The sequence below is a fragment of the Elusimicrobiota bacterium genome (genome assembly GCA_016788905.1).
In the GTDB taxonomy this organism is placed as follows: Bacteria; Elusimicrobiota; Elusimicrobia; order FEN-1173; family FEN-1173; genus JADKHR01.
In genome coordinates, this window is sequence record JAEURZ010000015.1 from 17,294 (window position 1) to 41,828 (window position 24,535).

The 24,535-nt window shown below is 53.7% G+C and carries 24 protein-coding genes; 21 read left to right on the forward strand and 3 right to left on the reverse strand.

Features of this window, described 5'->3' with window-relative positions; genetic code table 11:
- The first annotated feature begins 1 nt into the window (after position 1).
- The 9 genes from JNK54_07220 to JNK54_07260 are packed head-to-tail and all read left to right on the forward strand — an operon-like array spanning position 2 to position 7,799.
- Positions 2-1,063: a threonine synthase gene (locus JNK54_07220; protein ID MBL8024053.1), complete on the forward strand. Its 1,062-nt coding sequence runs from the start codon at positions 2-4 to the stop codon at positions 1,061-1,063.
- Positions 1,060-1,431 (forward strand): hypothetical protein, encoded by a 372-nt coding sequence (locus tag JNK54_07225; GenBank protein MBL8024054.1) that lies wholly within the window; start codon positions 1,060-1,062, stop codon positions 1,429-1,431. The genes JNK54_07220 and JNK54_07225 overlap by 4 nt, the downstream gene beginning before the upstream one ends.
- The gene (locus tag JNK54_07230; protein MBL8024055.1) at positions 1,428-2,555 is read left to right on the forward strand and encodes a branched-chain amino acid ABC transporter substrate-binding protein; all 1,128 of its coding nucleotides are present in this window, start codon (positions 1,428-1,430) and stop codon (positions 2,553-2,555) included. The genes JNK54_07225 and JNK54_07230 overlap by 4 nt, the downstream gene beginning before the upstream one ends.
- 52 nt (positions 2,556-2,607) lie before the next feature.
- A complete protein-coding gene (locus tag JNK54_07235) occupies positions 2,608-3,204 on the forward strand; it encodes a M23 family metallopeptidase (protein ID MBL8024056.1) in 597 nt (198 codons plus the stop codon).
- Positions 3,201-4,106: a branched-chain amino acid ABC transporter permease gene (locus JNK54_07240; GenBank protein ID MBL8024057.1), complete on the forward strand. Its 906-nt coding sequence runs from the start codon at positions 3,201-3,203 to the stop codon at positions 4,104-4,106. Before JNK54_07235 ends, JNK54_07240 begins: the two co-directional genes overlap by 4 nt.
- The gene (locus JNK54_07245) at positions 4,090-5,067 is read left to right on the forward strand and encodes a branched-chain amino acid ABC transporter permease (GenBank protein MBL8024058.1); all 978 of its coding nucleotides are present in this window, start codon (positions 4,090-4,092) and stop codon (positions 5,065-5,067) included. The genes JNK54_07240 and JNK54_07245 overlap by 17 nt, the downstream gene beginning before the upstream one ends.
- A gap of 1 nt (position 5,068) precedes the next feature.
- Positions 5,069-5,833 (forward strand): ABC transporter ATP-binding protein, encoded by a 765-nt coding sequence (locus JNK54_07250; protein ID MBL8024059.1) that lies wholly within the window; start codon positions 5,069-5,071, stop codon positions 5,831-5,833.
- Positions 5,826-6,536, forward strand: a complete 711-nt coding sequence (locus JNK54_07255) for an ABC transporter ATP-binding protein (GenBank protein ID MBL8024060.1) — start codon at positions 5,826-5,828, stop codon at positions 6,534-6,536. The genes JNK54_07250 and JNK54_07255 overlap by 8 nt, the downstream gene beginning before the upstream one ends.
- A complete protein-coding gene (locus JNK54_07260; GenBank protein MBL8024061.1) occupies positions 6,537-7,799 on the forward strand; it encodes a competence/damage-inducible protein A in 1,263 nt (420 codons plus the stop codon).
- 35 nt (positions 7,800-7,834) lie between these two features.
- On the opposite strand, the gene JNK54_07265 is transcribed toward JNK54_07260, so the two are convergent.
- A complete protein-coding gene (locus tag JNK54_07265; GenBank protein ID MBL8024062.1) occupies positions 7,835-8,206 on the reverse strand; it encodes a helix-turn-helix transcriptional regulator in 372 nt (123 codons plus the stop codon).
- Positions 8,207-8,321: 115 nt separating this feature from the next.
- On the opposite strand from JNK54_07265, the gene rsmA reads away from it, so the two are divergent.
- Positions 8,322-9,095, forward strand: coding sequence for a ribosomal RNA small subunit methyltransferase A (rsmA, locus tag JNK54_07270; GenBank protein ID MBL8024063.1), 774 nt, complete (start codon positions 8,322-8,324; stop codon positions 9,093-9,095).
- A 15-nt stretch (positions 9,096-9,110) separates the two neighbouring features.
- Here the strand turns inward: rsmA and JNK54_07275 are convergent, their stop codons facing one another.
- Entirely contained in the window at positions 9,111-10,271 is a 1,161-nt protein-coding gene (locus tag JNK54_07275; protein MBL8024064.1) for an EAL domain-containing protein, read from the reverse strand.
- A 154-nt stretch (positions 10,272-10,425) separates the two neighbouring features.
- Positions 10,426-11,541 (reverse strand): outer membrane beta-barrel protein, encoded by a 1,116-nt coding sequence (locus JNK54_07280; GenBank protein MBL8024065.1) that lies wholly within the window; start codon positions 11,539-11,541, stop codon positions 10,426-10,428.
- Between the two features lie 389 nt (positions 11,542-11,930).
- Here JNK54_07280 and JNK54_07285 point away from each other — a divergent pair, with 389 nt between their 5' ends.
- From JNK54_07285 to JNK54_07335, 11 genes are all read left to right on the forward strand, one after another.
- A complete protein-coding gene (locus tag JNK54_07285) occupies positions 11,931-14,096 on the forward strand; it encodes a glutamine synthetase III (protein MBL8024066.1) in 2,166 nt (721 codons plus the stop codon).
- Between the two features lie 192 nt (positions 14,097-14,288).
- On the forward strand, positions 14,289-14,666 hold the full coding sequence (locus JNK54_07290) for an Hpt domain-containing protein (GenBank protein ID MBL8024067.1): 378 nt from the start codon (positions 14,289-14,291) through the stop codon (positions 14,664-14,666).
- 20 nt (positions 14,667-14,686) lie between these two features.
- Positions 14,687-15,313, forward strand: a complete 627-nt coding sequence (locus tag JNK54_07295; GenBank protein ID MBL8024068.1) for a response regulator — start codon at positions 14,687-14,689, stop codon at positions 15,311-15,313.
- 96 nt (positions 15,314-15,409) lie between these two features.
- A protein-coding gene (prfB, locus tag JNK54_07300; GenBank protein MBL8024069.1) for a peptide chain release factor 2 occupies positions 15,410-16,508 on the forward strand; the annotation gives its coding sequence in 2 pieces (ribosomal slippage) (positions 15,410-15,445 and positions 15,447-16,508; 1,098 coding nt in all).
- Positions 16,509-16,579: 71 nt separating this feature from the next.
- Entirely contained in the window at positions 16,580-17,020 is a 441-nt protein-coding gene (locus JNK54_07305; protein MBL8024070.1) for a hypothetical protein, read from the forward strand.
- Between the two features lie 44 nt (positions 17,021-17,064).
- Positions 17,065-17,430: a response regulator gene (locus JNK54_07310; protein ID MBL8024071.1), complete on the forward strand. Its 366-nt coding sequence runs from the start codon at positions 17,065-17,067 to the stop codon at positions 17,428-17,430.
- Positions 17,431-17,445: 15 nt separating this feature from the next.
- Positions 17,446-19,023 carry a lysine--tRNA ligase gene (lysS, locus tag JNK54_07315; GenBank protein ID MBL8024072.1) on the forward strand — a complete coding sequence of 526 codons (1,578 nt, stop codon included), beginning with the start codon at positions 17,446-17,448 and terminating at the stop codon, positions 19,021-19,023.
- Positions 19,024-19,062: 39 nt separating this feature from the next.
- Positions 19,063-20,301 carry an ABC transporter permease gene (locus JNK54_07320; protein ID MBL8024073.1) on the forward strand — a complete coding sequence of 413 codons (1,239 nt, stop codon included), beginning with the start codon at positions 19,063-19,065 and terminating at the stop codon, positions 20,299-20,301.
- Entirely contained in the window at positions 20,301-20,984 is a 684-nt protein-coding gene (locus JNK54_07325; protein ID MBL8024074.1) for an ABC transporter ATP-binding protein, read from the forward strand. Before JNK54_07320 ends, JNK54_07325 begins: the two co-directional genes overlap by 1 nt.
- Positions 20,985-21,009: 25 nt before the next feature.
- Positions 21,010-21,924 carry a branched-chain-amino-acid transaminase gene (gene ilvE / locus JNK54_07330; GenBank protein ID MBL8024075.1) on the forward strand — a complete coding sequence of 305 codons (915 nt, stop codon included), beginning with the start codon at positions 21,010-21,012 and terminating at the stop codon, positions 21,922-21,924.
- Positions 21,925-22,023: 99 nt separating this feature from the next.
- Positions 22,024-24,528, forward strand: coding sequence for an ATP-dependent Clp protease ATP-binding subunit (locus JNK54_07335; GenBank protein MBL8024076.1), 2,505 nt, complete (start codon positions 22,024-22,026; stop codon positions 24,526-24,528).
- The last annotated feature ends 7 nt before the right edge of the window (positions 24,529-24,535 follow it).

Sequence of the window (24,535 nt, forward strand, 5' to 3'; positions counted from 1 at the left end):
TATGACCCGAACTGGATTAATTCATCGTTACCGTGCCCTGTTGCCTGTCTCTGAGAGGACGCCGGTTATTTCCCTTCAGGAAGGGGATACCCCTCTTCTTCCCACCTGTCGTATGGCTGAATGGGTGGGGGCGCCCCATCTTCGTCTTTTTCTGAAATACGAGGGATTAAACCCGACCGGTTCCTTTAAAGATCGCGGGATGACCCTCGCCATTTCAAAAGCCGCGGAAGCGGGATCGCAAGCGGTCATTACTGCGTCTACGGGTAACACATCGGCTTCGGCCGCCGCCTACGCCGCCCGTGCCGGGATGCGCTGCGTGGTCCTGATTCCGGAGGGGCAAATTGCGTTGGGGAAATTGTCGCAGGCGTTGATCCATGGGGCCGAAGTGTTTGCGGTTCAAGGGAACTTTGATGACGCTTTAACCATGGTGCGGCGGGTGGGCGAAGTGGCTCCCATCACCATCGTGAATTCGATCAATCCGTTCCGCATTGAATGCCAAAAGACAGGGGCGTTTGAGATCGTCGATGAGTTGGGGGAGGCTCCGGACTATCACTTCATCCCCGTGGGAAACGCCGGCAACATCACGGCTTATTGGAAAGGGTACAAAGAATATATAGCATTGGGAAAATGTCGGAAGGTCCCTAAAATGATGGGGTGGCAGGCGGAAGGCGCGGCTCCCATCGTTAAGGGCGAGGCCATAAAAGATCCCAAAACCATTGCGACCGCCATCAAAATTGGAAATCCCGCGTCCTGGAAAGAGGCTCTCGAGGCACGGGACGAATCGAAGGGAATGATCGGGGCCGTGTCCGATGACGAAATTGTGCAGGCTTACCTGGCCCTGGCGCGGGAGGGCGTATTTTGTGAACCAGCCAGCGCCGCTTCGGTGGCGGGGTTGAAGAAATTTGTTCGTTCGAATCCGGCGTTAGCCCTTTCTTCGGCCACCGTGGTGTGTGTGTTAACAGGGCACGGTCTTAAAGATCCAGAGCGTGCCCTGGCTCTGGTGCCGAAGCCGAAGTCTGTTTTGCCCACCGTCGAAGCTATTCGCGGAGAGTTGGGCATTTGAAAGGGCTTCGCGCGGAATATGGGGTGTTGGCAATGGCGGTTGTCCTCTATCTTTGGACCGTAGGAATTAGAGCCCTTCACGGATCCGTTTCGTGGGGGCGGTCTGCTGTTTATCTTCCGACAGGTCTTTTGGTGCTTGCGCTCATTAATAACCGTCTGCGGGCAAAGGGGTTAGCGTGGGGACTTTTTACTGGGGCCCTCTTTCTGTTTCTCGTTATTTTGGGAACCTGGGTGGTCGTGGATCGAGCGTTGGTGGGCCTTCCCGCGGTCGATTTTTTTAGAAGTATGGGGTTCTATGTGGTTCTGGCGGTGGGGGCGTTAATGCAACTGCGGTCTCGGAACAAGGAGAAATCGGGAAAGCCTGCATGAAAAAAATATTTCCTATTGTTTTGTTTTTAGGTTTCTTCTGGGGATGCCAGGGCGGTCCCCGTGAGGTGAAAATCGCCATTGCCGTTCCGTTGACGGGCGATATTGCGGCCCTGGGTGCCGGATTGAAAAGAGGGGCCGCGCTGGCGGTGGACGAGGCGAACGCGTCTGGCCGGTTTCCGAAATTCAAGTTGCGACTTGTGGCGTTTGATGACCGCTCCGACCCGAAAGAAGCGGTGAACGTGGCCAATCGCGTGGTTTCGGATCCGGACATCGTGGCGGTGGTGGGCCATTTCAATTCGGGGTGTTCCATCCCGGCTTCCGCGGTTTACGCGCGGGCGGGGCTTCCCATGATGAACGCGGGGTCTTCGAACCCGTTCCTGACACGACAGCAACGGTCTCCCGGTTGGATGGGGCCACGGAATATATTTCGCGTGACAACCACGGACGATGTTCAAGGGGCTTTCGCCGCGGATTTTGCCGTCCGTTCATTGAAATGTAAAGCTGTCGCGATCGTTCACGATAAGACGGCCTATGGGCAAGGCCTCGCCGAAGTGTTTGAAAATCGATTTAAAGAATTGGGAGGGGAAGTCCTCTCGTTTGACGGGATACAACCGGGGGACAAGGATTTTAAAGCGTTGGTGACCCGCTTGAAACCTTTTCGGCCGGACTTGTTGTATTTCGGGGGGACGTACACCGAAGGCGGGCTCATCCTCCGTCAGGCGCGAGAGGCCGGGGTGTCTGTCCCTTTTTTGACGGGTGAGATCAGTTACGATCCGGATTTTCTTCGTATTGCTGGGGACGCGGCAGAAGGGGCCTTTGTCACTTATCTTGGCCGACCGCCGGAATTGTTGGATACCGCAAAATCCTTTATTGAAAAGTATCGACTTCATTACCCGGATCACGAGGTGAAGGCCTACGATCACTACGCTTACGAAGTGACCAATATTCTTTTAGCCGCCATGGAGAAAACAGGACCCCATAAAAAAAAGATCATCGAGATCTTGCGGGGTTTGACTTACACGGGGATATTAGGAACGACAACTTTTGATGATATCGGTGATACGCTCAATAAGACCATGACCCTCTTCGTTGTGAAAGGGGGACGGTTTGTGCCCCACGAATAAGGGTTTCCTTTTTATTAGTCTTGGGTTTATGTTGGTTGGCTGTCTTGGCCCCATGGCACGGGGGCCCCGCCCCTCCTTTGCCCCGAATCAGGAGCCTCTTCGTCCCTCCGCGGTTCAAAAAAAGAAATCCGTTCCTTCTCTCTCTCTTTCCAGGGGGGATGACACTTCGGGTCAGGTCTTTTCTCTCCCATTGAATCGTCCACGGGTGATTTCTTCCTTCGGTTCCCGGGGTCGCAAATTTCATGGAGGCATCGATTTGGTGGAATCGGCGAGAGGGGGGGATCCTGTTCGGGCTTCCCGGGACGGGGTGGTTGAAATCATTTCCCATCGGGGGGGCTACGGACGCATGGTTCTCCTTCGACATAAAGACCGATGGTTGACCCGCTACGCCCATCTCCGGAAAATTTCTGTTCGATCGGGTCAATCGATTCAACGGGGAGAAACCTTGGGTTTCGTTGGTGAGAGCGGTCGAGCCTCAGGTCCCCACCTCCATTTTGAAATATTAACACCTTCCAAAAAGAAGGTGGACCCCACTCCTTTTCTCTTCCCCTTAAGATCGGCGAATGTCGTTTCCCCATGTCCGGCGGCCACTCCTTCTCCCGTATCGGGCCTTCCCCAGACCTTGGAGCCTCGTGTGGGGCGTCCATGACGGGAGGGGTGGGGGTCGTCTTAGAACAAATAGTGAACGGCGTAACATTGGGTGGAATTTACGCGCTCATTGCCATTGGATACACCATGGTTTATGGGGTACTCCGAATGATAAACTTTGCCCATTCCGAACTCTTCATGGTTGGGGCCATGGGGGGGTGGGGTCTCTTGTCTCTGTGGCCCGGGGGCGGCGGTGCGGGCATCCTGATCTTTGTATTCCTGTTGGCGATGGTGGGGACCGGGTTGTTGGGGGTTCTGTTGGATCGGGTCGCGTACGCGCCCTTGCGGACTTCATCCCGTCTCACGCCGCTTCTGTCCGCTATTGGGGCTTCCCTCTTTCTCCAAAACCTCGTTTTTTTGTGGCGTGACAGCCAGCTGGCTTTTCCCGCTGTTTTTTCAACGGGCCGGTTTTACTTTGGAGGACTTCGTGTGAGCTTTTTGCAGGGGTTTATTGTTTCCGTTTCCGTGGTGTTAATGATTCTCCTTACCCTCTTCATTAAAAAGACGAAAATGGGGAAAGCCATGCGGGCCGTTTCCCAAGATCCGGAAACGGCGGTTTTAATGGGTATCCCCGTGAACCGGGTTATAGCGCTAACTTTCTTTATTGGAGGAGCGTTGGGGGGGGCGGCGGGAATCTTGAGCGGGCTCTCTTATGGCTCCGTCAAATACAATATGGGTTTTACGCCCGGGATCAAAGCGTTTACCGCGGCGGTTTTGGGGGGGATTGGGAGTGTCCCGGGGGCCATGTTGGGCGGGTTCTTGTTGGGCCTCCTGGAATCTTTGGGGGCAGGGTTTTTGCCGGAACCCGAATGGAAGGATGTTTTTGCCTTCGTGGTTTTAATCGGAATCCTCCTTTTTCGCCCGTCCGGTCTTTTGGGGAAATCCGTTGCCGAAAAAGTATAGGCAAGTCCTCCTTCTGTTTCTGGCCGGGTTCGCTTTCTTGTCTCTCCCGTGGGTTTTGGAGGGAGGCCGTTGGGGGTTCCTCATTCGGATTCTGGGGATGATGGGACTTTACGGGATTTTGGCCTTGGGTCTCAATCTGGTGTTGGGTTATGTGGGACTCTTGGATTTAGGATTCATGGCGTTCTACGCCTTGGGCGCTTACACCACGGCTCTCCTATCCCTGCGGGGATGGAGTTTTTGGTTTTGTCTTCCCGTGAGCGCGGTGGTGGCCATGGGGGTGCGCGCCCTGTTGGGAGCTCCGGTATTGCGGTTGCGCGGGGATTATTTGGCCATCGTGACTTTGGGGTTTGGGGAAATCACCCGTATCACTTTAAACAACTGGGACTCTTTGACCCATGGCCCCAAAGGCCTTTCTCTCCTATCGGAAAACACGATTGTCCCTTCTTTCTTTGGCGTTCCTCTGTATTCGAACACCCATTATTTCTATTTGATCTATGGGTTTGTACTTCTCGGTTGGGTTCTCTGTCGACGGTTGGATCGATCCCGGATAGGGCGCGCGTGGATTGCGATTCGGGAGGATGAGTCAGCGGCCCAAGCCATGGGAATAAACGTCCCTCGGTTAAAGAATGTGGCGTTCACTCTCTCAGCGGCGTTTGCGGGGGTGGCGGGGGGCCTCTTCGCCCGTTGGGAAAATTTTGTAACGCCGGAATCCTTTACTTTTTGGGAGTCCGCTCTGTTGGTGGCCATGGTTGTTTTAGGCGGGGCTGGATCACTTCCCGGTGTGTTGTTGGGGGTGGTGATCATCGTGGGTTTGCCTGAATTCCTTCGGTCGGACCTTTTCTTTCGCTGGGGCGGCGAGTCAATGGCGAACGCGCGCTACCTTCTTTTTGGCGCTTTGCTTGTGGCCGCCGCGATTTTCCGTCCCGAAGGGATCATCCCCCGATCACGGAAAAGAGAATAGGATGAAACTTCTCTCCATGAAGGGTGTGACCAAACGGTTCGGTGGTCTGACGGCCCTGGATTCCGTTGATCTGGTTCTCCACGCGGGGGAAATCGTGAGCGTGATTGGTCCCAACGGTGCTGGAAAAACGACCCTTTTTAATGTGCTCACCGGGTTTTATCGATTGGACGAAGGGACGATCGAGTTTTCGGGGGAGAGGATTGACGATCTTTCGGTTCACCGGATCACGCAACGGGGCCTGGCCCGCACGTTTCAGAACATCCGTCTCTTCGCGTCCATGACCGCTTTGGAAAATGTGATGGTGGGCCGCCACTGCCGAACGCGATCGGAATTGGGCGCGGCTCTTTTTCGTACCCGGGCCTTTTATCGCGAGGAAAAAGAAATTCGTCAGTCGTCACTTGAACGGTTGCAAGCGGTGGGTTTGGAGACCAAGGCCCACACCCCCGCTCGTCACCTTTCTTATGGGGATCAACGGCGTTTGGAAATCGCACGGGCCTTGGCCACGGAACCACGGCTGTTGCTCCTCGATGAACCGAACGCGGGGATGAACACGGGGGAAAGTCAGATGTTGATGGAGACGCTCCAACGGATTCGACAGGAAGGGGTCGCTCTCTTACTTATTGAACACGCCATGCGCGTGGTCATGGGTGTTTCGGATCGCGTGGTGGTGTTGGACTATGGTCGTAAGATTGCCGATGGGACCCCCAAGCAAATCCAAACCAATCCCCAGGTGATCGAAGCCTATTTGGGAGTTCCGGGTGCTTAGCGTTCGAGGGATTCACTCATCCTACGGTCGGAAAATAAAGGCTCTCCATGGCGTTTCCTTAGAGGTGGGGCCGGGGGAGATTGTTTGTTTGATTGGGGCCAACGGGGCGGGGAAAACCACCCTTTTGAAAACGATTTCAGGACTTCTCAAACCGGACGCCGGGGAAATCTATTTTGATGGCTCACGTGTGGATTCGTTTCCGGCCCATCGCACGGCGGGGTTGGGACTTGTTCATGTGCCAGAGGGACGGCGAATATTTCCGCAACTCAGTGTACGAGAGAATTTAGAGGTGGGGGCGTTTTCTCGGGGAAATTGGAAAAATCGGGAACGGGACGTGGAGCGGGTCTGTGCTCTTTTTCCCGTTTTGGGGCATCGGATGGGTCAAGAGGGGGGCACGTTGTCCGGGGGGGAACAACAGATGCTGGCGATGGCCCGGGCCCTCATGGCCTATCCTCGATTGTTGATGATGGACGAGCCTTCCATGGGGTTGGCTCCCCTGGTCGTCCAAAAAATATTTTCCATCATTCAAGAGATCCATCGGGAGGGAACGCCCATTCTTTTGGTCGAACAAAACGCCCAGGAGGCCCTTCGCGTGGCGCACCGGGGGTATGTGATGGAAACCGGGCATGTGGTGCGGGAAGGATCGGCGAAGGATTTGATCACAGATCGGGCGGTAAGAGCCGCTTATTTGGGGATGACATAAATGAAAACACCGAGAGTGGAGCTGGTGTGTGTGGGAACAGAGCTCTTGATGGGGAAATTGAACACCCATGGGGCCTATTTTTCTTCCCTGTTGGAGGATCTGGGGTTTCCCTTAGCGCGAGAGACAACCGTGAGCGATGATCCGATAGAAATGAAACGTGTTTTCCGGGAGGTCTGGAATCGTGCCTCTCTCGTGGTTGTGACCGGCGGCCTCGGCCCTACCTTTGACGACCTAACTCGGGATGTTTGGGCCCCCGTTTGTGGGCGGAAACTAATTTTTCATCCAGAACTCAGCGCCGTTATTCGGGAGCGGTTTCGAAGGCGCGGGTTGTCGATGCCCCCCGCCAACCGCCGGCAGGCTTTTGTTCTCCGGGGGGCGCGGATTCTGGAGAATCTTCGGGGGACGGCTCCTGGGCAAGTGCTGGATCTCGGAGATAAAATTCTGGTTTTGCTTCCTGGTCCCGGAAAAGAATTGAAGCCCATGGTTGAGCGTGATTTGGTCCCCTTTCTTCGCGCCCGTTTTTCGAAGGGACATCGAAAAACCCGTTTGTGGCGTTTGTTTGGTTTGCCGGAAAGTGTGATCGACCAACGAATTCGAAAAAGAGTTTCCTTTCATCAAGGGGTCACCTGGGGCATTCTGGCACAGGGGGGTGTTGTGGATCTGAAATTGACTCTGCAGGGGCCGACCGAGCGTGGGGTGGAGACTGTTTTAACTCAGTGGGATTGTTGGATGGGCCGCGTGTTTGGCCCCGTCCTCTTTGGGAAGGGAATGGAGACGCTCGAATCCGTGGTGGGGGATCTTCTCCGAAAAAAGGGCTTAACACTGGCCATTGCTGAATCGTGTACAGGGGGGAGGCTCGCTCAGTTAATGACTTCTCTCCCCGGATCTTCTGACGTATTCTGGGGAGGGGTTGTCAGTTACTCTAACGTGGCCAAAAGGCTTTTTTGTGGTGTCAAAAATGAAACGTTGGGGACGCACGGTGCTGTTTCCGCGCAGGTCGCGAGGGAAATGGCCGAAGGATTGCGTGCCAAAGCCCGGAGCGAATATGTTTTGTCGGTGACAGGCATTGCCGGTCCGCTGGGGGGAACGCCCACGAAACCAGTGGGGCGGGTTTATATCGGGTTGGCAGGTTCGGGGGGAACACGGGTGTGGGAAAAGAATTTTATAGGTGACCGAACTTTTGTTCAACAGCAGTCGGCCCTTTGGGCGTTGGACTTCCTTCGGCGGGAGCTATTGAGAAAGAAAACCGCCTCTTCCCGTTAGAGAAAAGGCGGTTCATAAAAGAGGATGTCCGAATCTTAACTTTTTCGAGTTGAATACCGATCACGCCAGCGAACCACTTCACGAATGACTTTCGTGGCAAGCTCAACGCTGTCCCCTCCTTTCTTCCGAATCAGGCGGAGAAGTCGGGCTTCTTTGCTTTCTTCATCCGACTGGGGACGCGGGAAGGAGCGGGCGTCAATCAGTTGGTTGAGCCCAACGCTCAGCCCCGCCGCAACCCGTTGCATCGTGGTCAACGTGGGGTTTCGTTCCCCGCGTTCAAGGCCTCCGATGTAGGTCCAGTGAAGGTCACATTTCTCCGCCATTTCTTCCTGCGTGAGACCGTGGCGTTTCCGTAAAGCGCGAATGCGCGCACCGAGTTCTTTTTTAATATTGGATTCGTTTTTCATGGTAACAGGATTGTAACTTAAACCCGACAAATTCGCCCATAGATTATGATTATTACCTAAAAAATCTTAAAAAGACTAAACGTATTTTTATTCATTTTTATGTTTTAATCGTTTTATGCGCGCGCCTTGGGGACAAAACTTTTTGACAAGTTCGGCTGTTGCTCGCCGTATTGCGGAATCTTTGCTGTGTGGAAGGGAAGATCACGTTATTGAAATCGGTCCGGGCCGGGGGGCGTTGACGTCCCCTGTGCTGTCTCTCTGTGGATCTTTGACGGCCGTTGAGTTGGATCAGGAGTTGGTTTCCGTCCTTGCCCAACAATGGGGGCATGATCCTCGCCTGACCATCGTGAGCGCTGATTTTATGGATTGGCCCCTTCCTCCCGTGCGAGATCGACCCGTTAAAGTTGTGGGAAACCTCCCCTATTCTGCCGCCGCGGCGATTGTCCAAAAAGTTCTGGCTTGGCGGGGCTGGGACCGTGCGGTTTTTATGGTTCAAAAGGAAGTGGCGGATCGTATGCGGGCTGTTCCGGGAGGGAAGTCCTGGGGACTCTTGGGGTTATCGGTCCAATCCCGAGCAACGGTTCGGCGCCTGTTTGAAGTTCCCCCAGGAGCGTTTCGCCCCGCGCCGAAAATAACTTCGACGGTTCTGGAGTTGAATCGCCTTCCCAGCCCTCGGGTTAAAAACATCGATGCGTTTTTTAAGGTGGCCCATGCCGCTTTTGGTCAACGTCGAAAAACCCTCTCCAATAGTCTTTGCCACGGTCTCAACAAAACCAGAACCGAAGTGGATTCTGTCTTGACCGAACTGAGTGTGAATCCCCAACGTCGAGCGGAAACTGTCACGATTGAGGAGTTTGATCGGATTTCGGAAAAATGGGGTGGGAAATAAAAAAAGGATTCGCCATCACCCCCAGGGGATGTCGAGGCAGAGGATATGGTTTTTGTTGGTGTCGTCCCGGAAGAGGGAAGAGAGCGTCACGCAGAGATTCCCGGAGGCTTGGGAAACATAGGGTTCTGTTCGGTATCGGTTCACGAAGGACTCGGCCAGAAGGTAGGCGTATTCTTTCATGGAGTGATCCGCCCCAGGGCGAGCGGGATGAAAGAGCGCGTTGCGCTTAAAAGGGACCTCGGGTCGCGTGTGGGTTTCAGACTCTTGTGTCCCTGATTCGCTGAGGACGAACAGGCACTCAATCGAACGATTTTCTTTAATGAGATCGGCAAGTTTTGTTTCAATCTTGGCAAAAGGGATCCCCGTAAGAGCCCGGACAACTACGGAAAGGAGTTTTTCAGTTTCCCGGACACGATTTTTGTCGGATTTCGATTTTTCAACAGCAAAAGATTTGTACCGCAAGGCCAATATGTTGATTGTCTGGGTGCAGGTCTCGGGATTAAAAAAAGACCCCTCCAGCATATCCACCCCGTTGTCTAAAGCCGCCAGCGCTTGGCCTTCCGTGGCCACCCCTTCCGCGATCAGCAGGGCGCCGATCTTTTTTGAAAGGGCCGCCAGTGCTTTTATAATTTCCTGAGCGAGAAAATCCTTTTCCTGATCCTCGACCAAAGGGTTCCCCATTATCAGGATGTCCGGTTTCAGCAGAGTGACCCGCTCGAAATTTGAATGCCCAATTCCTAAATCTTTGAGAGCAATTAAAAAGCCTTGGGACCGATGGCGGGTCACAAATTCTTTGAGAGCGGCCAGGTCTTCAACGCGGGATTCCCGGATGGATATGACGATGTCGGAAGGGTTGAGCCTCAACTCGTCCACCTGTCTGGCCAGGTGACCCGATCCCCCAACGCCCAAATCAAGGACAGCGGTCTCAAACCCTAAGAAAAGAAGACCTGTGGCTCCCGCCGTTTTATAAGCGGCCAAGGCCTCTTTGCGGTACCAGCGATCAAATTCAATGGCCAACCCCTCTTTCCCTGCCAGGGAGCGAGACGCCGGTCCTCTGGGCCCTGAATGGCCTTCCGTTCGTGCCACCCACCCCACAGAAGCCTTTTTCCGAATAGAGACCACGGGTTTTAAGTTTACCCGTAAGTTCCCTTCCTGAATGAATTTTTCCAATGTCATCGGACTGTCCTTATAAAAAAATCCCCGGGGGGGGGTAGTCCCAACCAAAAGGAGGCCCGGGGAAAAACCCGCCAAAGGGACACCGCCTCGATGAAGAGGATCTGAGGCGGTGTCCCTTTGGGCAGGGTGTGAATCGATTACGCCTTGGAACCCGTTAGAACGAGAGGATCACCTGGGCGCCGATGGTGGCTTGACTCTTCCTGTTCATGTTCCCCAGATCATCAGAGAACGCCATCGTTCCCCCGTTGTTATAGGTTGAATGGTCCGCGCGGTACTCCAATCGGTAGATGACGTCATCCTTTTTGGCCTGGAGTGTGACGGTTTCCGAGCGGAGAACCTGTTCCATCCCTTCGAGCCGAGTTCCGTCGTCATCCAGTGTTTCCCATCGGCCGGCAATGGAGAACATGTCGTTGATTTTGAAGTTGGCGTGAACGCCCACCCCTTGCCAGTTCCCTGTTTTTCTCTCAGAGGAAGCCGTGATCTCGTCTGGATGGTTGGTTTTTTCTTCGCCGATGTCGTAGTTCCCAATGATTGTGAGGCTGTCGATGGGGGTCACCTTGACAATGGCATCCACCAAACTTCGTCCATTCCCGGCAACGCTTCGTTCGTTGTCTCCGTTGGGGTTTTGTTCCGAGCCGTAGGCGCCGCCCAGTGTGATGGATGTTTTGGGCAGGAGCGTGGTTCCCACCTGAGCGATGGCGGTCTTCCCTTTGTTGTTGTCGTTCATGTTGTCCCAACCGTTCACAATCCCAACGGTGGTAGTGACCTCTCCATTCATCAGGCTCTTGTCGGCCTTGAGCCCGGTGTGGGCGGTGGGAATAGCGAAGCCGAAGAGGAGACCTCGGCTGATGTTGAAGTTGTCTTTCGCCTCAATCACTTCAACCCCGAAAGGAGTCACAAACTTTCCTAGAGTAAATTTGGCCCCCGTGATCGGGCAAGGGAAAGTGAGGTAGGCTTGGGCGATGTCGGCCTCAAGGTTGGTCTCCGTTGAACTGGAATCGGGCGTATAAAAACCTCCGGCATTTGTTACCGAGGCATCGTGGCCATACATGAGTTCTATCTTGTAGCCCACATTCTCCTTCACCATTCCATCCACCCCGATTTTGGCGTTGTGTAAGGTGATGGTATTGGACTGGTCATCGAAAGACCGCATTTCGTTTGTCGATTGGCCATTCAGGTTGTAGTTGTACCCGACATCCACCATCCCGGTGACGTTGGGCCCTTCCGCTCGGACGCCCGCACCCAGGGAGGCCAGTATGTAAACGGCCATGAGGGTTACTCCTGTTGATTTTACGCGCATTTTTGACTCTCCTTTTTATTATGATTTCGCTGGGCGGTTACTTCTTAGATCCCACCCCGTTCGCCTTCTACAAAAAAAATCCTCCCAAGCTTGTGCTCGGGAGGACGCCATCGTCCAACATGATGCTCTTGACCGCACAGCCTCGTGCGATGGGTTGCACTCTAACAGAATCCAGTGGGAAGTGTCAAGAAAAAAAAGAGTCCTTGATTTCGGCTTTGGGCAGTGTGGTATAATGATCAGGCTGTTCGAATAATCATGGACAACGACGTCCATGGAACACAAGAATCAATTCAACGGGGATGACACACTCCACCAGGGATCCCCTGGGGGGATACTTCTTTTCAAGCGAGGTTAATGATATGCCAACGAAACGAGCCAGTGCGAGTGCTGCGATCCATTCTTCAAACGGCCGCTCCCTTTCAGCCGAACCCACTTTGTCGGAAATTTTTGGTTCCAACGTTTTTTCTGAGAGAGAAATGAAAAAGCGTCTTCCCAAAAACATCCACGCGGCGCTCCGTAAAGTGATGCTTGGAGAGGCTGAGTTGACCCTGGATGTGGCCAACGTTGTGGCCGAAGCGATGAAGGTGTGGGCCATGGAAAAAGGCGCCACTCATTACACCCATTGGTTCCAGCCCCTCACAGGAAAAACAGCGGAAAAGCACGACAGTTTTTTGGAGCCCAAAGGGGATGGCTCCGCTATGGCCATTTTTTCCGGCAAAGCTCTTATAAAAGGAGAACCGGACGCTTCCAGTTTCCCGTCGGGTGGGATTCGGGCCACTTTTGAGGCCCGGGGTTATACGGCGTGGGACACCACGTCCCCAGCCTTCTTGAAGGAAGACGCCGCCGGTAACGCGACGTTGACCATTCCTACCGCCTTCGTGAGTTATACCGGCGAAGCGTTGGATAAAAAGACCCCTCTCCTTCGTTCCATGGAGGCTTTGTCCCGCCAGGCGGTTCGCGTGCTCAATGCCATCGGAAATAAAAAAAGCAAGAGGGTCATCTCCACCGTTGGGCCGGAACAGGAATACTTTTTAATTGACAAGGATTACTTCGATCAACGAACGGACCTGATCCTTGCGGGTCGGACGCTCTTTGGCGCTCCTCCACCGAAAGGGCAGGAACTGGAAGACCAATATTTTGGCGCCATCAAAGATCGTATCGCGAAATTTATGCGAGAGCTCGACGTCGAGCTTTGGAAAATGGGCATTTCTTCCAAAACGAAGCACAACGAGGTGGCCCCCGCTCAATACGAAATGGCTCCGATCTTTTCAATCTCCAGCATTGCCGCGGACCAAAACCAGCTGGTGATGGAAACCATGCAAAAGGTGGCGCTCCGGAACGGGTTGGTGTGCCTCCTCTACGAAAAACCTTTTGCGGGGGTGAACGGGTCTGGGAAACACAACAACTGGTCCATGGCCACGGATGACGGGTTGAACCTTCTTGAGCCGGGCCACACACCCCATGACAACGAACAATTCTTGGTTTTCCTCGCCGCGACACTCACGGCGGTCGATCGTCATGCCGATAAACTTCGGGCCAGCGCGTCCAACCCGGGCAACGACCTTCGCCTGGGAGCCAACGAAGCACCGCCCGCCATTATTTCCGTCTTCATGGGCGAGCAATTGACCACGGTGCTGAGCAACATTGCTCAGGGTAAAAAAACGGAGTCGAAGGGACAACAGTTCATGACGATCGGTGTGGACACCTTGCCGAAACTGCCTCTGGACAATTCCGACAGGAACCGTACGTCACCTTTCGCGTTTACCGGAAATAAGTTCGAGTTTCGCATGGTGCCGTCTTCCATGTCCATTGCCGACGCCAACACGGTATTAAACACCATCGTGGCGGAGGCCTTGGATGGGATCGCCAGCCGACTGGAAAAGGCCAAAAACCTTGAAAAGGAAGTGACCGCAATCGTTCAGGAAGTGATGAAGGAACATGGGCGGATCATTTTTAATGGAAACAATTACACCGAGGATTGGGTGAAAGAAGCGGCGAACCGCGGTCTGCCGAACATTTCGTCCTCTGTCGAGGCCTATGGTGCTTTAGCCAACGAAAACGCTGTGGCTCTTTTCGAAAAGTACAAGGTTCTCTCGGGGCGTGAACTTCATTCTCGTTATGAGATTGTCTTGGAGCAGTACGCCAAGCATATTCATATTGAAGCCCGATGCGCGGTGGCCATGACAAAAAATCAATATCTCCCGTCCATCCTTTTGTTTGCGCGCGAATTGGCAGAAACGGTGACGGCTCTCAAATCTGTTGGGGCGGATGCTTCTGTTCCCGAGGCTCTGCTCGCTCAGGTGAATCAGCGGCTTTCATCGGCGGTAAAAAAGTTAGCCGTTTTGGAGCGCGCGGTGAGCCTGGCGAATGGGGAGGAAAACCCAGAGAAAAAGGCGAAACTGTTTCGTGACAATGTTTTTACGGCGCAGGTTGAGCTTCGCCAAGATATTGACGCGTTGGAGATCGTTCTTCCCAATGATCTTTGGCCCGTTCCTACCTATCAGGAGATGCTGTTTAACCTCTAAACGACATATCCTTTCAGTCGTTTCAACAAAAAAACCCTGCGAATCTTGGCAGGGTTTTTTTGTTGTACGAAGGAGGGGTTTAGGTTTGTCGGGGTTGGTCGATAATGAGAGGGCAGGCAATGACCTCGTTATGATCAACGATGGGAATTCAACTTTTGCCCCCGGGGCGAAGAGAGGCCAATGACCCACTCCATGAATACACCAAACGATCCACTTCCCCTTGATCCCGAACGGTTACTTGAACTTCAGGATTCTCTCGGTGTGGAAGCGGGAGAATTGAAAACCCTTGTTTTGGACCGTTTTATAAAAACGGTTACCGAGGGGTTTCCTCTTCTGGACAGTCTTTTGGTCGCCCAGGACGCTCCCGGTTTTCGCCTTAAATCTCACCAATTAAAGGGGTCCAGTCTTAACGCGGGAGCCATGCCTTTGGCCCAGGTGTTTATGTCCTTGGAAGAAATGGGAAAAACGGGTGATTTAACCCAGGCCCCATCCGGGGTCGCCTTGGCATTAACGGAGTTTAGGCGTCTCAAAAACTATCTTTCTTCGGGGGAGTTTCCTCCCCAGCCCTGACATCCTGAAGGAGTTTTAGAATGAAAATCCTTATTGCGGAAGATGACCCGACCACTCTTGAAACATTGACGCGGGCCTTGGAACGGTGGAACCTGGAAGTCATCCCAGCGGTTAACGGGCGTGAAGCTTGGGAAATCCTCCAGCGACCGGACCCCCCGCAGATGGCCCTGTTGGACTGGATGATGCCGGATATGGAAGGACTTGAGGTTTGTCGTTTGTTTCGGGAGAAACCGGGCCTTCAGATGTGTTACATGATCCTCCTGACGTCCCGGAACAGTAAGGATGATTTGATGATGGGCCTTCTCTCTGGGGCGGATGATTATGTGACGAAACCTTTTCACGCGGGGGAGTTGTGGGCTCGAATTGAAGTGGGGCGTCGGGTGTTGAACATACAACAAACATTGGCCGATCGGATTCGGGATTTAACCGAAGCCATGACTCAAATTAAAAATCTCCGCGGCTTGTTGCCCATCTGTGCCTATTGCAAAAAGATCCGGGATAGTAAAGATTACTGGCGCCAAGTGGAAAGTTACCTGGCCGAACATACGGACGCTACGTTCACCCACGGGATTTGTCCGGACTGTTTTTCCCGGGTCATGGCTGAAAACTCTAAAAACCTTCCCCCGCCCATCGACTCTATCGGTTGATAGGGACGGGAGCGAGTTGACAGGGCTCCTCGGTCCAGTTATGATGGACCCATGACGGAAATCCTCCCCGCCGAATTTGCCGATAAGCTGGCCCAAATGCAGAGTTCTTTGGGGCAGTTGGGGAGGTTTCTTTGACGTCGGTGCTAAACGCGATCGTTTAAAAATCCTCGAAACAGAAGCCTTGAAACCGGAACTCTGGAACGATCCCACCGGGGCTCAAAAAACTCTCCGTGAATCAACCGCTCTCAAGAACACGCTCCTCCGTTTTGATAAACTGGAAAAATCCCTTGGGGACTTGGTTGCCTTGGAAGAGCTCTGTCGTGAGATGGGGGGCGATTCCGAATGGAAAGAATTAAGTGAAGGGGTGACCGCTCTCCAAATGGCCATTGGGGATATGACCTTTCGAGCGAAACTCTCGGGGCCCATGGACGCGAAGAACGCGATCGTCTCTCTACACGCTGGAGCGGGTGGCACGGAATCCTGTGATTGGACCGAAATGCTGTATCGAATGTACACCCGTTGGGCCGAACGAAATGGTTGCACGGTGGAGGTCACGAACCTGATGCCCGGTGACGGGGCGGGGTACAAGCGTGCGGAGTTTCTTGTGTCCGGTGAGTTTGCTTACGGGAACCTGAAGTCGGAGATCGGGGTTCATCGGTTGGTTCGGATCTCCCCCTTTGATTCCAATGCCCGTCGCCATACCTCGTTTGCCGCCTGCGACGTGATCCCCGAGATTGACGACGATATTCCGATCGATATTAAAGAAGCGGACCTGAAAGTCGATACCTTTAAATCCGGTGGCGCTGGCGGTCAGCACGTGAACAAAACGGAGTCGGCGGTTCGGTTTACCCACATCCCTACGGGAATTATTGTCTCCTCACAGGTCGAACGGAGTCAACACAAAAATCGCGCCATGTGCTTAAAATTATTGAAAGCCAAACTATACGATCAGCAGCTTGAAAAACAGCGGGCTGTGACTGAAAAACATTACGATGACAAAGGCGACATTGCTTGGGGACACCAAATTCGCTCTTATGTTTTTATGCCTTACCAGTTGGTGAAAGACACCCGGAGCGGGTATGAGAGCAGCCAAATTCAAGCCATCATGGACGGAGATTTAAATCCTTTTATTCACGCCTATTTGGAGTGGAAATTGTCGGGCGCCCTCCCGCGACGAACAGCCCTTGAAAGTTAACCGTTTCCCTACTACACTGGTTAGGAGCCCTTGGGGGATCGGTTAATCTGTTGTCTTTTTCGGAGGGAACCATGTCCACACCAGCACCGAACTACAAAGCCATGAGGCGAAACTATTTGGTAAATCGCCGACTTCAATTTAAATACGCTCTTTTAATTGGCGGTGTTTTAGCCACCATTGTTGCCCTCCTCGAGGCTCACGTCTTCTTGGTTATCCGGATGGTGGAGCCGGAGTTTATGAACCCCGTCCTCCTGGAACCATTGAAATCGTTACAGCTTTGGATGCTGGCCAGTGGTTTGATTTTCATGGTGGTTATTCCCATCCTCTCTATCTTTGTGTCCCACAAGATCGCGGGGCCCTTGTTTCGTTTTGAAAAAACGTTGCGGGACGCTATTCATTCGGAGGGGCCTATTCCGCCCATTCACCTCCGTCAAGGAGATGAACTGCAAAGTCTTGCGGACTTGATCAATCAATTGTTGGAACGACTGGCGAAAAGCCAAAAAAATCCTTGATTCTTTTTGACAGAGGGGTGTGCGGGTGATATCATCTAACGGCCATGTCTAAAATTTTGATAGTGGATGATGAAAAAGAGACGGTGGAACTCCTTCGTCTTGTCTTGGAAAAAGAGCAGCACCAGATCTTTCCGGCTTTCAGTGGCGAGACGGCTCTCCAGGAATTAAAGCACCAAACCCCGGATCTCATCCTCTTGGACGTGACGATGCCCGGGATGGACGGTTATACTTTAATGAGCCATCTCCAGTCCGAAGAGGCGACCCGAGATATCCCTGTCATGATTCTGACTGGCCGGGAAAATATGCGGGACACCTTTGAGGTGTTTCGCACCGTGGTGGATTTCGTTTCCAAGCCGTTTGATATTAAAGAACTCCGCGCCCGCGTTCAGGCCGCTCTCCAAAAGGGATAAGCGGGGTCCCCTCCCATGACGGACGGTGTGAATCCCTCCTCCTTTGATGATTTGGTCTCCCAGCGACGGTCCAAGCTGGACGCTTTTCGTGTGGCGGGGACGAACCCGTTCCCCGCGCGGTTTGACGTGAGGGACTGTGCTTCCGATGTTCACGTTCGTCACGCGGCCCTTCTCCACGGGGGCCACGCGGAAGAGTCCGTTACCGTGGCCGGGCGGGTGATGACCCGCCGAGACATGGGGAAAACAATTTTTGCCCATGTGCAGGACCTTTCTGGGAAAATTCAAATCTATTTAAAGAAAGACGAACTGGGCGACGTTTTCTCAGCGTTTCAAAATGGCGTGGATCTTGGGGATATCGTGGGGGTCACCGGATTCCCCTTTCGAACACGGACCGGAGAAGTGACGGTCCACGCCAAGAGTTGGATTCTGCTGTCCAAGGCGTTGCGGCCCCCACCGGAAAAATTTCATGGGATGACGGATGTGGACATACGCTACCGTCGGCGGGAAGTGGATTTATTTTCGAATGAAGACGTGCGCGCTCGCTTTTTAGCTCGGCAACGAATTGTTTCATCTCTGCGTCACACCCTCTTGAAGCACCATTTTATTGAAGTGGAAACCCCCATGCTTCAAACTGTCGCAGGGGGGGCGGCGGCCAAGCCCTTTACCACGCACCACAACGCGCTGGATATGTCCCTTTCCCTGCGAATTGCCCCCGAACTTTTCTTGAAAAGACTGTTAGTGGGGGGGTTGGATCGTGTGTTCGAAATCGGCCGTGCGTTCCGGAACGAAGGAATCGACACGCGGCACAATCCCGAGTTCACTATTTTGGAAGCGTACCAAGCCTACACCGATGTGCATGGAATGATGGATCTGACCGAAACCCTCATTCAGGACGCGGCGCGGGCTGTGGGTCCCCTGGGTCGTGCCCCATCCTTAGAATCCTCGGAGGGGACGGTCCGGGCCAGCACCCCTGAGGGCTCCGTTCCATCGGCAGAGTCAACTTCGGGACGGCTTTTTTCCTATCGAAAAAAGACGGTCGATCTTTCCCTTCCTTTTGCAAGGGTTTCTCTTCCGCAGGTCTTTCAGGAAAAATTGGGTCTTGATTACGAGGCCCTGTGTCGGGACAACGGTTGGCGAGCGGCCGCACAGAATATGGGGTTTGAGGTCGAGGGGATGCCCGACGCCAAGTGTTTTGACCTCCTTCTGGACGAAAAAATCATCCCGGGATTACCTCCGGCCGCGTTTCTCTATGGGTATCCCGCGGCTTTTTCTCCTCTGGCGAAGGCGCGTCCGGAAACGCCGGACATCGCCGATCGTTTCGAACTGTTTATTTGTGGGGAAGAGGTGGCGAACGCCTACTCGGAACAAAACGATCCTGACGTCCAACGAAAACATTTTGAGGCGCAGGCTCGACAACGCCAGGCGGGCGACGATGAGGCCATGCCCGCGGACGAGGAATTTTTGGTTGCCTTGGAGCACGGCATGCCACCGGCCGGAGGGCTCGGGATCGGGGTGGATCGATTGACCATGATTTTGACGGGGACCGATTCCATTCGGGAAGTGATTTTGTTTCCACTCTTGCGTCCGGAATAATCAAACCGCTCTTGTCCCTCCCCCTGGATTCCTTTTCCCATGAAATTCTTTGAACTTTTTTTGGCCCTGCGTTATTTGAAAGGCTCTCGTCGGAATATGGGGGGGTCTCTCACGTCGGTAATCGCGGTGGCGGGTGTGGCGGTGGGGGTGGCGGCGCTGATTGCCACGTTGGCGGTGATGACCGGTTTTAGGGAAGATATCCGGGCGAAAATTTTAGGGGCCCAACCCCACCTCTTGATTCAGTCCAGTTCCGGAACGGGCTTGCCGGAACAGGATTATTCAGACCGATTTGCGGGGATATCGGAGGCGGAGGACTGGGCGCCCTTTGTGATGGGGCAAGCCCTTGCGAAAAGCGAGGGAGGAACCCAAGGAGTGGTGGTCAAGGGAGTCGATCCCGCTCAAGAACAGCGGGTCACGGGTTTGGGAAACAAAATGATTGAGGGAGAATGGGAGATTCTTTCCGATCCGGCGCTGGCCATGGGCAAGGCCCCCCCGCTTTTCTTGGGGAAAGAGCTCGCTCGGGAACTTCGGGTGGGGGTGGGCGATCGGCTATTGCTGGCGGTCCCTTCCGGAGATGCTTCGGGGATGAGTTCCCTGCCGTTTTTCTTTTCCTTTACGGTGGCCGGAATCCTTCAGACCGGACTCTATGACTATGATTCCTCCTTGGCGGTTGTGGGGCTTTCAACCGCACAGAAAATTTTCAATTTAAAAAATCGTTATTCGGGGATCGGTGTGCGATTAAAAAACGCCGACGCCTTCGCCGGTCCGGCGATAAAAATTCAACAGCGCTTTTCTTCCCAGGCGATGGTTCGATCGTGGCTCGGGATGAACCGCCCTCTTTTTGCCGCGCTCAAGCTTGAAAAAATTGTGATGTTCCTCATCCTCGCGTTGATCACGCTGGTGGCGGCATTTACCATTCTCTCCAATTTGCTGTTGGTGACGGCCCAACGGGTTCGTGAAATCGGAATCCTGCGTGCCATGGGCGCGACTCGAGGGGCGATCCAAAGAATTTTTCTTTTAAAGGGATTTCTTATGGGGTTGTTGGGCACAGGGGGTGGGATGCTCTTGGGGCTCGGGATTTCCTTGCTTTTGAAGCGCTACGAATTCGTTAAGTTGCCGGCTGACGTCTATTATGTTGAGCGTCTCCCCGTGACCATTGTTCCGGGAGATGTGGCGCTGGTGGCCGTGGCGGCGGTTCTCATCGTTTTGTTGGCCACCCTCTATCCCGCCCGGGCGGCCTCTCGGCTCGACGCCTTGGACGCCATTCGGAGAATCTAATGGATTCAGCCTCTCCTCCCGTTCTCGTTTCGGCCCAAGAACTTCGAAAAACCTTTGGTTCGGTCGATGTCCTTCGTGGTGTCTCGGTGGATATCGTTTCGGGCGAACGTGTCGGTATTGTGGGGCCATCGGGGGCGGGAAAATCCACCCTGTTGCATCTGATGGGGCTCCTCACTTCACCTTCCGGGGGCCGATTGGAGATTGGGGGTCGGGAAGTGGGGTCTCTGACGGATGAGGAAGGCACCCGTCTTCGAAGCGAAACGATCGGTTTTCTCTTTCAATCCCACCACCTGTTGCCGGATCTCTCACTTCTGGAAAATGTTATGATTCCTTTGCTCATCCGTCGGATGAAATCCCGTGAGGCGTCCACGCGGGCTCAGGCGCTTTTAACCCGGTTGGGGTTGGGGCACCGGTTTCACCACCGCCCAGGGGAAGCTTCCGGGGGGGAGCAGCAACGGGCCGCGCTGGCGCGGGCTCTTGTTCACGGACCGCGACTTCTCTTGGCGGACGAACCCACGGGAAATCTGGATCGAGGAATTGGGCGGGAAGTGGAATCTCTGTTGCGTGAGGAGACACGCGCCCATGGGACCACGTTGGTGCTTGTGACTCACGATGAACATTTGGCCTCACAAATGGATCGGCGGCTGACCCTGGTGGACGGCCGGTTGGAACGAATTGACTAATCGACTTCAGGGAGGTTCTGTGAGTATCGACAGTAAGGCAACCTTTGTTTCACCCTTACCCGGAGGCACGGCCCTTCAAATTTATCTTAACGGTTCTCTCGTTCCCAAGGAAAAGGCGGTGGTTTCTGTTTTCGACCATGGGCTTCTCTACGGCGATGGGGTGTTCGAAGGCATCCGTGCCTACAATGGCCGAGTGTTCCGTCTCAAGGAACATTTAGACCGTCTGTATCGATCGGCTCAGGCCATTGTCCTCGATATCGGGATGTCGGTGGAGAAGATGCAGGAGGCGGTGCTCCAGACCCTGCGCGCCAATGGGTTGCGGGATGCCTATATTCGCCTCGTGGTCACGCGCGGGGTTGGCGATCTCGGTCTTGACCCAAAAAAGTGTCCGCGTGCAACCGTTTTTATCATTGCCGATAAAATTGCCCTTTACCCTGAAGAATGTTACACCCAAGGTCTCGAGGTCAATACAGTTTCGACGAGGCGGAACTCCAGTCAAGCCCTAAACCCCAATATCAAGTCGCTTAATTATTTAAACAATATCCTTGCGAAAATCGAGGCGGGCGTCTCGGGGGCTCGGGAAGCCATTATGCTCTCCCTGGAAGGCTATGTGGCGGAATGCACTGGCGACAACATCTTTTATGTTTTGGGAAACCGGCTTGTGACTCCGCCGTCCGCGGCTGGGGCATTGGAGGGGATTACCCGGGGAGCGGTTATTGAATTGGCCTCTTCGGTGGAATTGGTTCCCGAAGAAAAACTGTTCACTCCCTTTAATCTTTACACGGCGGAAGAAGTGTTCCTGACCGGGACCGCCGCCGAGGTGATTCCGGTTGTTCGGATTGATGCACGCCCCATAGGACAGGGAAAACCCGGTCCTAAAACCCAACGGCTCATGAAAGCTTTTCACGAGCTGACCCAGCGGGACGGCGTCGCGATCTGAAGGAACTTTTTTGGGGAGGGGACGTTCCAATAAATGAGCCCTTTACAGGATGGCTAAAAGGGATTAGAATTCAAAAAAGCCACGTGTTCCGGAGGATCGATGTCCAACCGATTTACTGAACGTGCCCAACGGGTTATTCTCATCGCACAGGAAGAAGCCAAACGGTTAAACCATGATTATGTGGGCACCGAACATCTTCTTCTGGGTTTGATCGCTCTCGGAGAGGGGGTGGCGGCCCAGGTTCTGGCTAATTTAGGGGTGGACCTCCGGCGGGTTCGGGCGGAAATTGAAAAAATTGTTGGTACCGGGGATAACGTGATGCTTTTGGGGGAGATCCCCTTTACCCCTCGGGCCAAAAAAGTTTTGGAATTGGCTGTGGAAGAAGCGCAGAATATGGGCCACAACTATGTGGGGACCGAACACCTCCTTCTGGGTTTGATTCGCGAGGAAGAAGGGGTCGCGGCGCGTGTTCTGGAAAACATTGGAGTGCGTTTGGATGTGGTTCGTGAGGAAGTGATCTCTCTCTTGGGGGAAGGCCAAGCCGGCCCAAGTTCGAGCCCGGGGGCCACCGGGCCAGGTCCCGCGGGGCATCATCCCCCTGGTCAAAAATCAAAATCGAAAACGCCCACACTGGACGAATTTGGCCGGGATTTAACCTTAATGGCCAAAGACGGAAAGCTTGACCCCGTGATCGGTCGGGAGAATGAAATTGAGCGCGTGATTCAAATTCTCCTCCGGCGGACCAAAAACAATCCCGTTCTTATTGGTGATCCGGGCGTCGGAAAAACGGCGATTGTGGAAGGATTAGCTCAGCGGTTGGCCTCCGATGAAGCTCCCGATCTTCTTCAGGGCAAACGGGTGATGACATTGGATTTGGCCGCGGTGGTGGCGGGGACAAAATACCGCGGGGAATTCGAGCAACGCCTCAAGAACATTATGGACGAAATTCGTCGCGCCAAAAATCAAATTATTTTATTTATTGATGAGTTGCACACGGTGATTGGGGCGGGGGCGGCGGAAGGGGCTATCGACGCGTCCAATATGCTGAAACCTTCTCTGGCGCGCGGTGAGCTTCAGTGCATCGGCGCAACCACCATGGACGAGTATCGGAAATACATTGAACACGATGCCGCTTTAGAACGCCGGTTCCAGCCGATCATCGTTGACCCTCCGTCCGTTGATGATACGGTGAAGATCCTGACGGGGTTGCGGGACCGCTACGAAGCCCACCATAAGGTGAAATTCGAAGACGAGGCGGTCAAAGCCGCGGCGGAGCTTTCCGAGCGCTACATTACCGATCGCTTTCTCCCGGACAAGGCCATTGATTTAATTGATGAGGCGGGGAGTCGGGCTCGTCTTCAAACCACGCAGCGTCCCAAGGAATTGAAAGATCGCGAAGGGGAGATTGATAAAATCACTCACGAGAAGGAATCGTCGATTTCCGCCCAGGAGTATGAAAAAGCGGCGAAACTTCGTGACAAGGAAAAAGAGATGCGCCGATTGTTGGAGGAGGAGAGGAAAGCGTGGCGTGAAAAAAGGGACGCCACCATTCCTCTTGTCACCGCGGAGGACATCGCGGCGGTGGTGTCCAAATGGACCGGAATACCAGCCATGAAATTAACCGAAACAGAGCAGGCCAAATTGGTTCACATGGATGAGGAACTTCACAAGCGTGTGATCGGGCAAGAGGAAGCCATTAAGGCGATCTCCCAATCCATTCGCCGAAGCAGGACCGGCCTGAAAGATCCCAAGAAGCCTGTGGGGAGTTTTATTTTTCTGGGGCCGACAGGTGTTGGTAAAACCGAGTTGGCGCGCGCCTTGGCGGAGTTCCTTTTTGGTAATGAGGATTCTCTGGTGCGGATTGATATGTCGGAATATATGGAAAAATTTTCTGTCTCCCGCCTGATCGGGGCCCCCCCGGGATATGTGGGGTATGAGGAGGGCGGCCAACTGACCGAAGCTGTTCGGCGGAAGCCCTATTCGGTTGTTCTTTTAGACGAAATTGAAAAAGCGCATCCGGACACCTTTAACATTCTTCTCCAAATGATGGACGATGGGTCTCTCTCTGATAATTTGGGTCACAAGGTCAGTTTTAAAAATACCGTGATTATCATGACATCCAATGTGGGGGCCCGCTTGATTTCGAAGGGGAAATCCTTGGGATTTCTCATTCAAGAAGACGCGGCCAAGGACTACGCCTCCATGAAAGACACGGTCATGGAGGAAGTAAAGAAGGCGTTCAACCCTGAATTTTTAAACCGGTTGGACGATATTATCGTTTTCCATCCGCTCACGCGGGAGGAAAGCCGGCAGATTTTGGACCTGATGTTGACTCGGGTATCCAAGAAAATTTCCAGTCAAGGGTTAACGGTCGAGTTGACGGACGAAGCTAAAAATTTCTTGGTGGAAAAAGGTTTTGACCCCCATTACGGGGCGCGTCCGTTGCAACGGTCAATTCAACGGCTTTTGGAGGACCCCTTGGCGGAGGACATCCTTTCCAAAAAGGTGTCTCCCGGGACTTCTGTCTTTGTCGGTGTGGACCCCACCGCTGGCAAGCTCGTTTTTTCAACGACCCCGCCACAGGAAACAGTCAAAAGCAATTAAGTGGTGA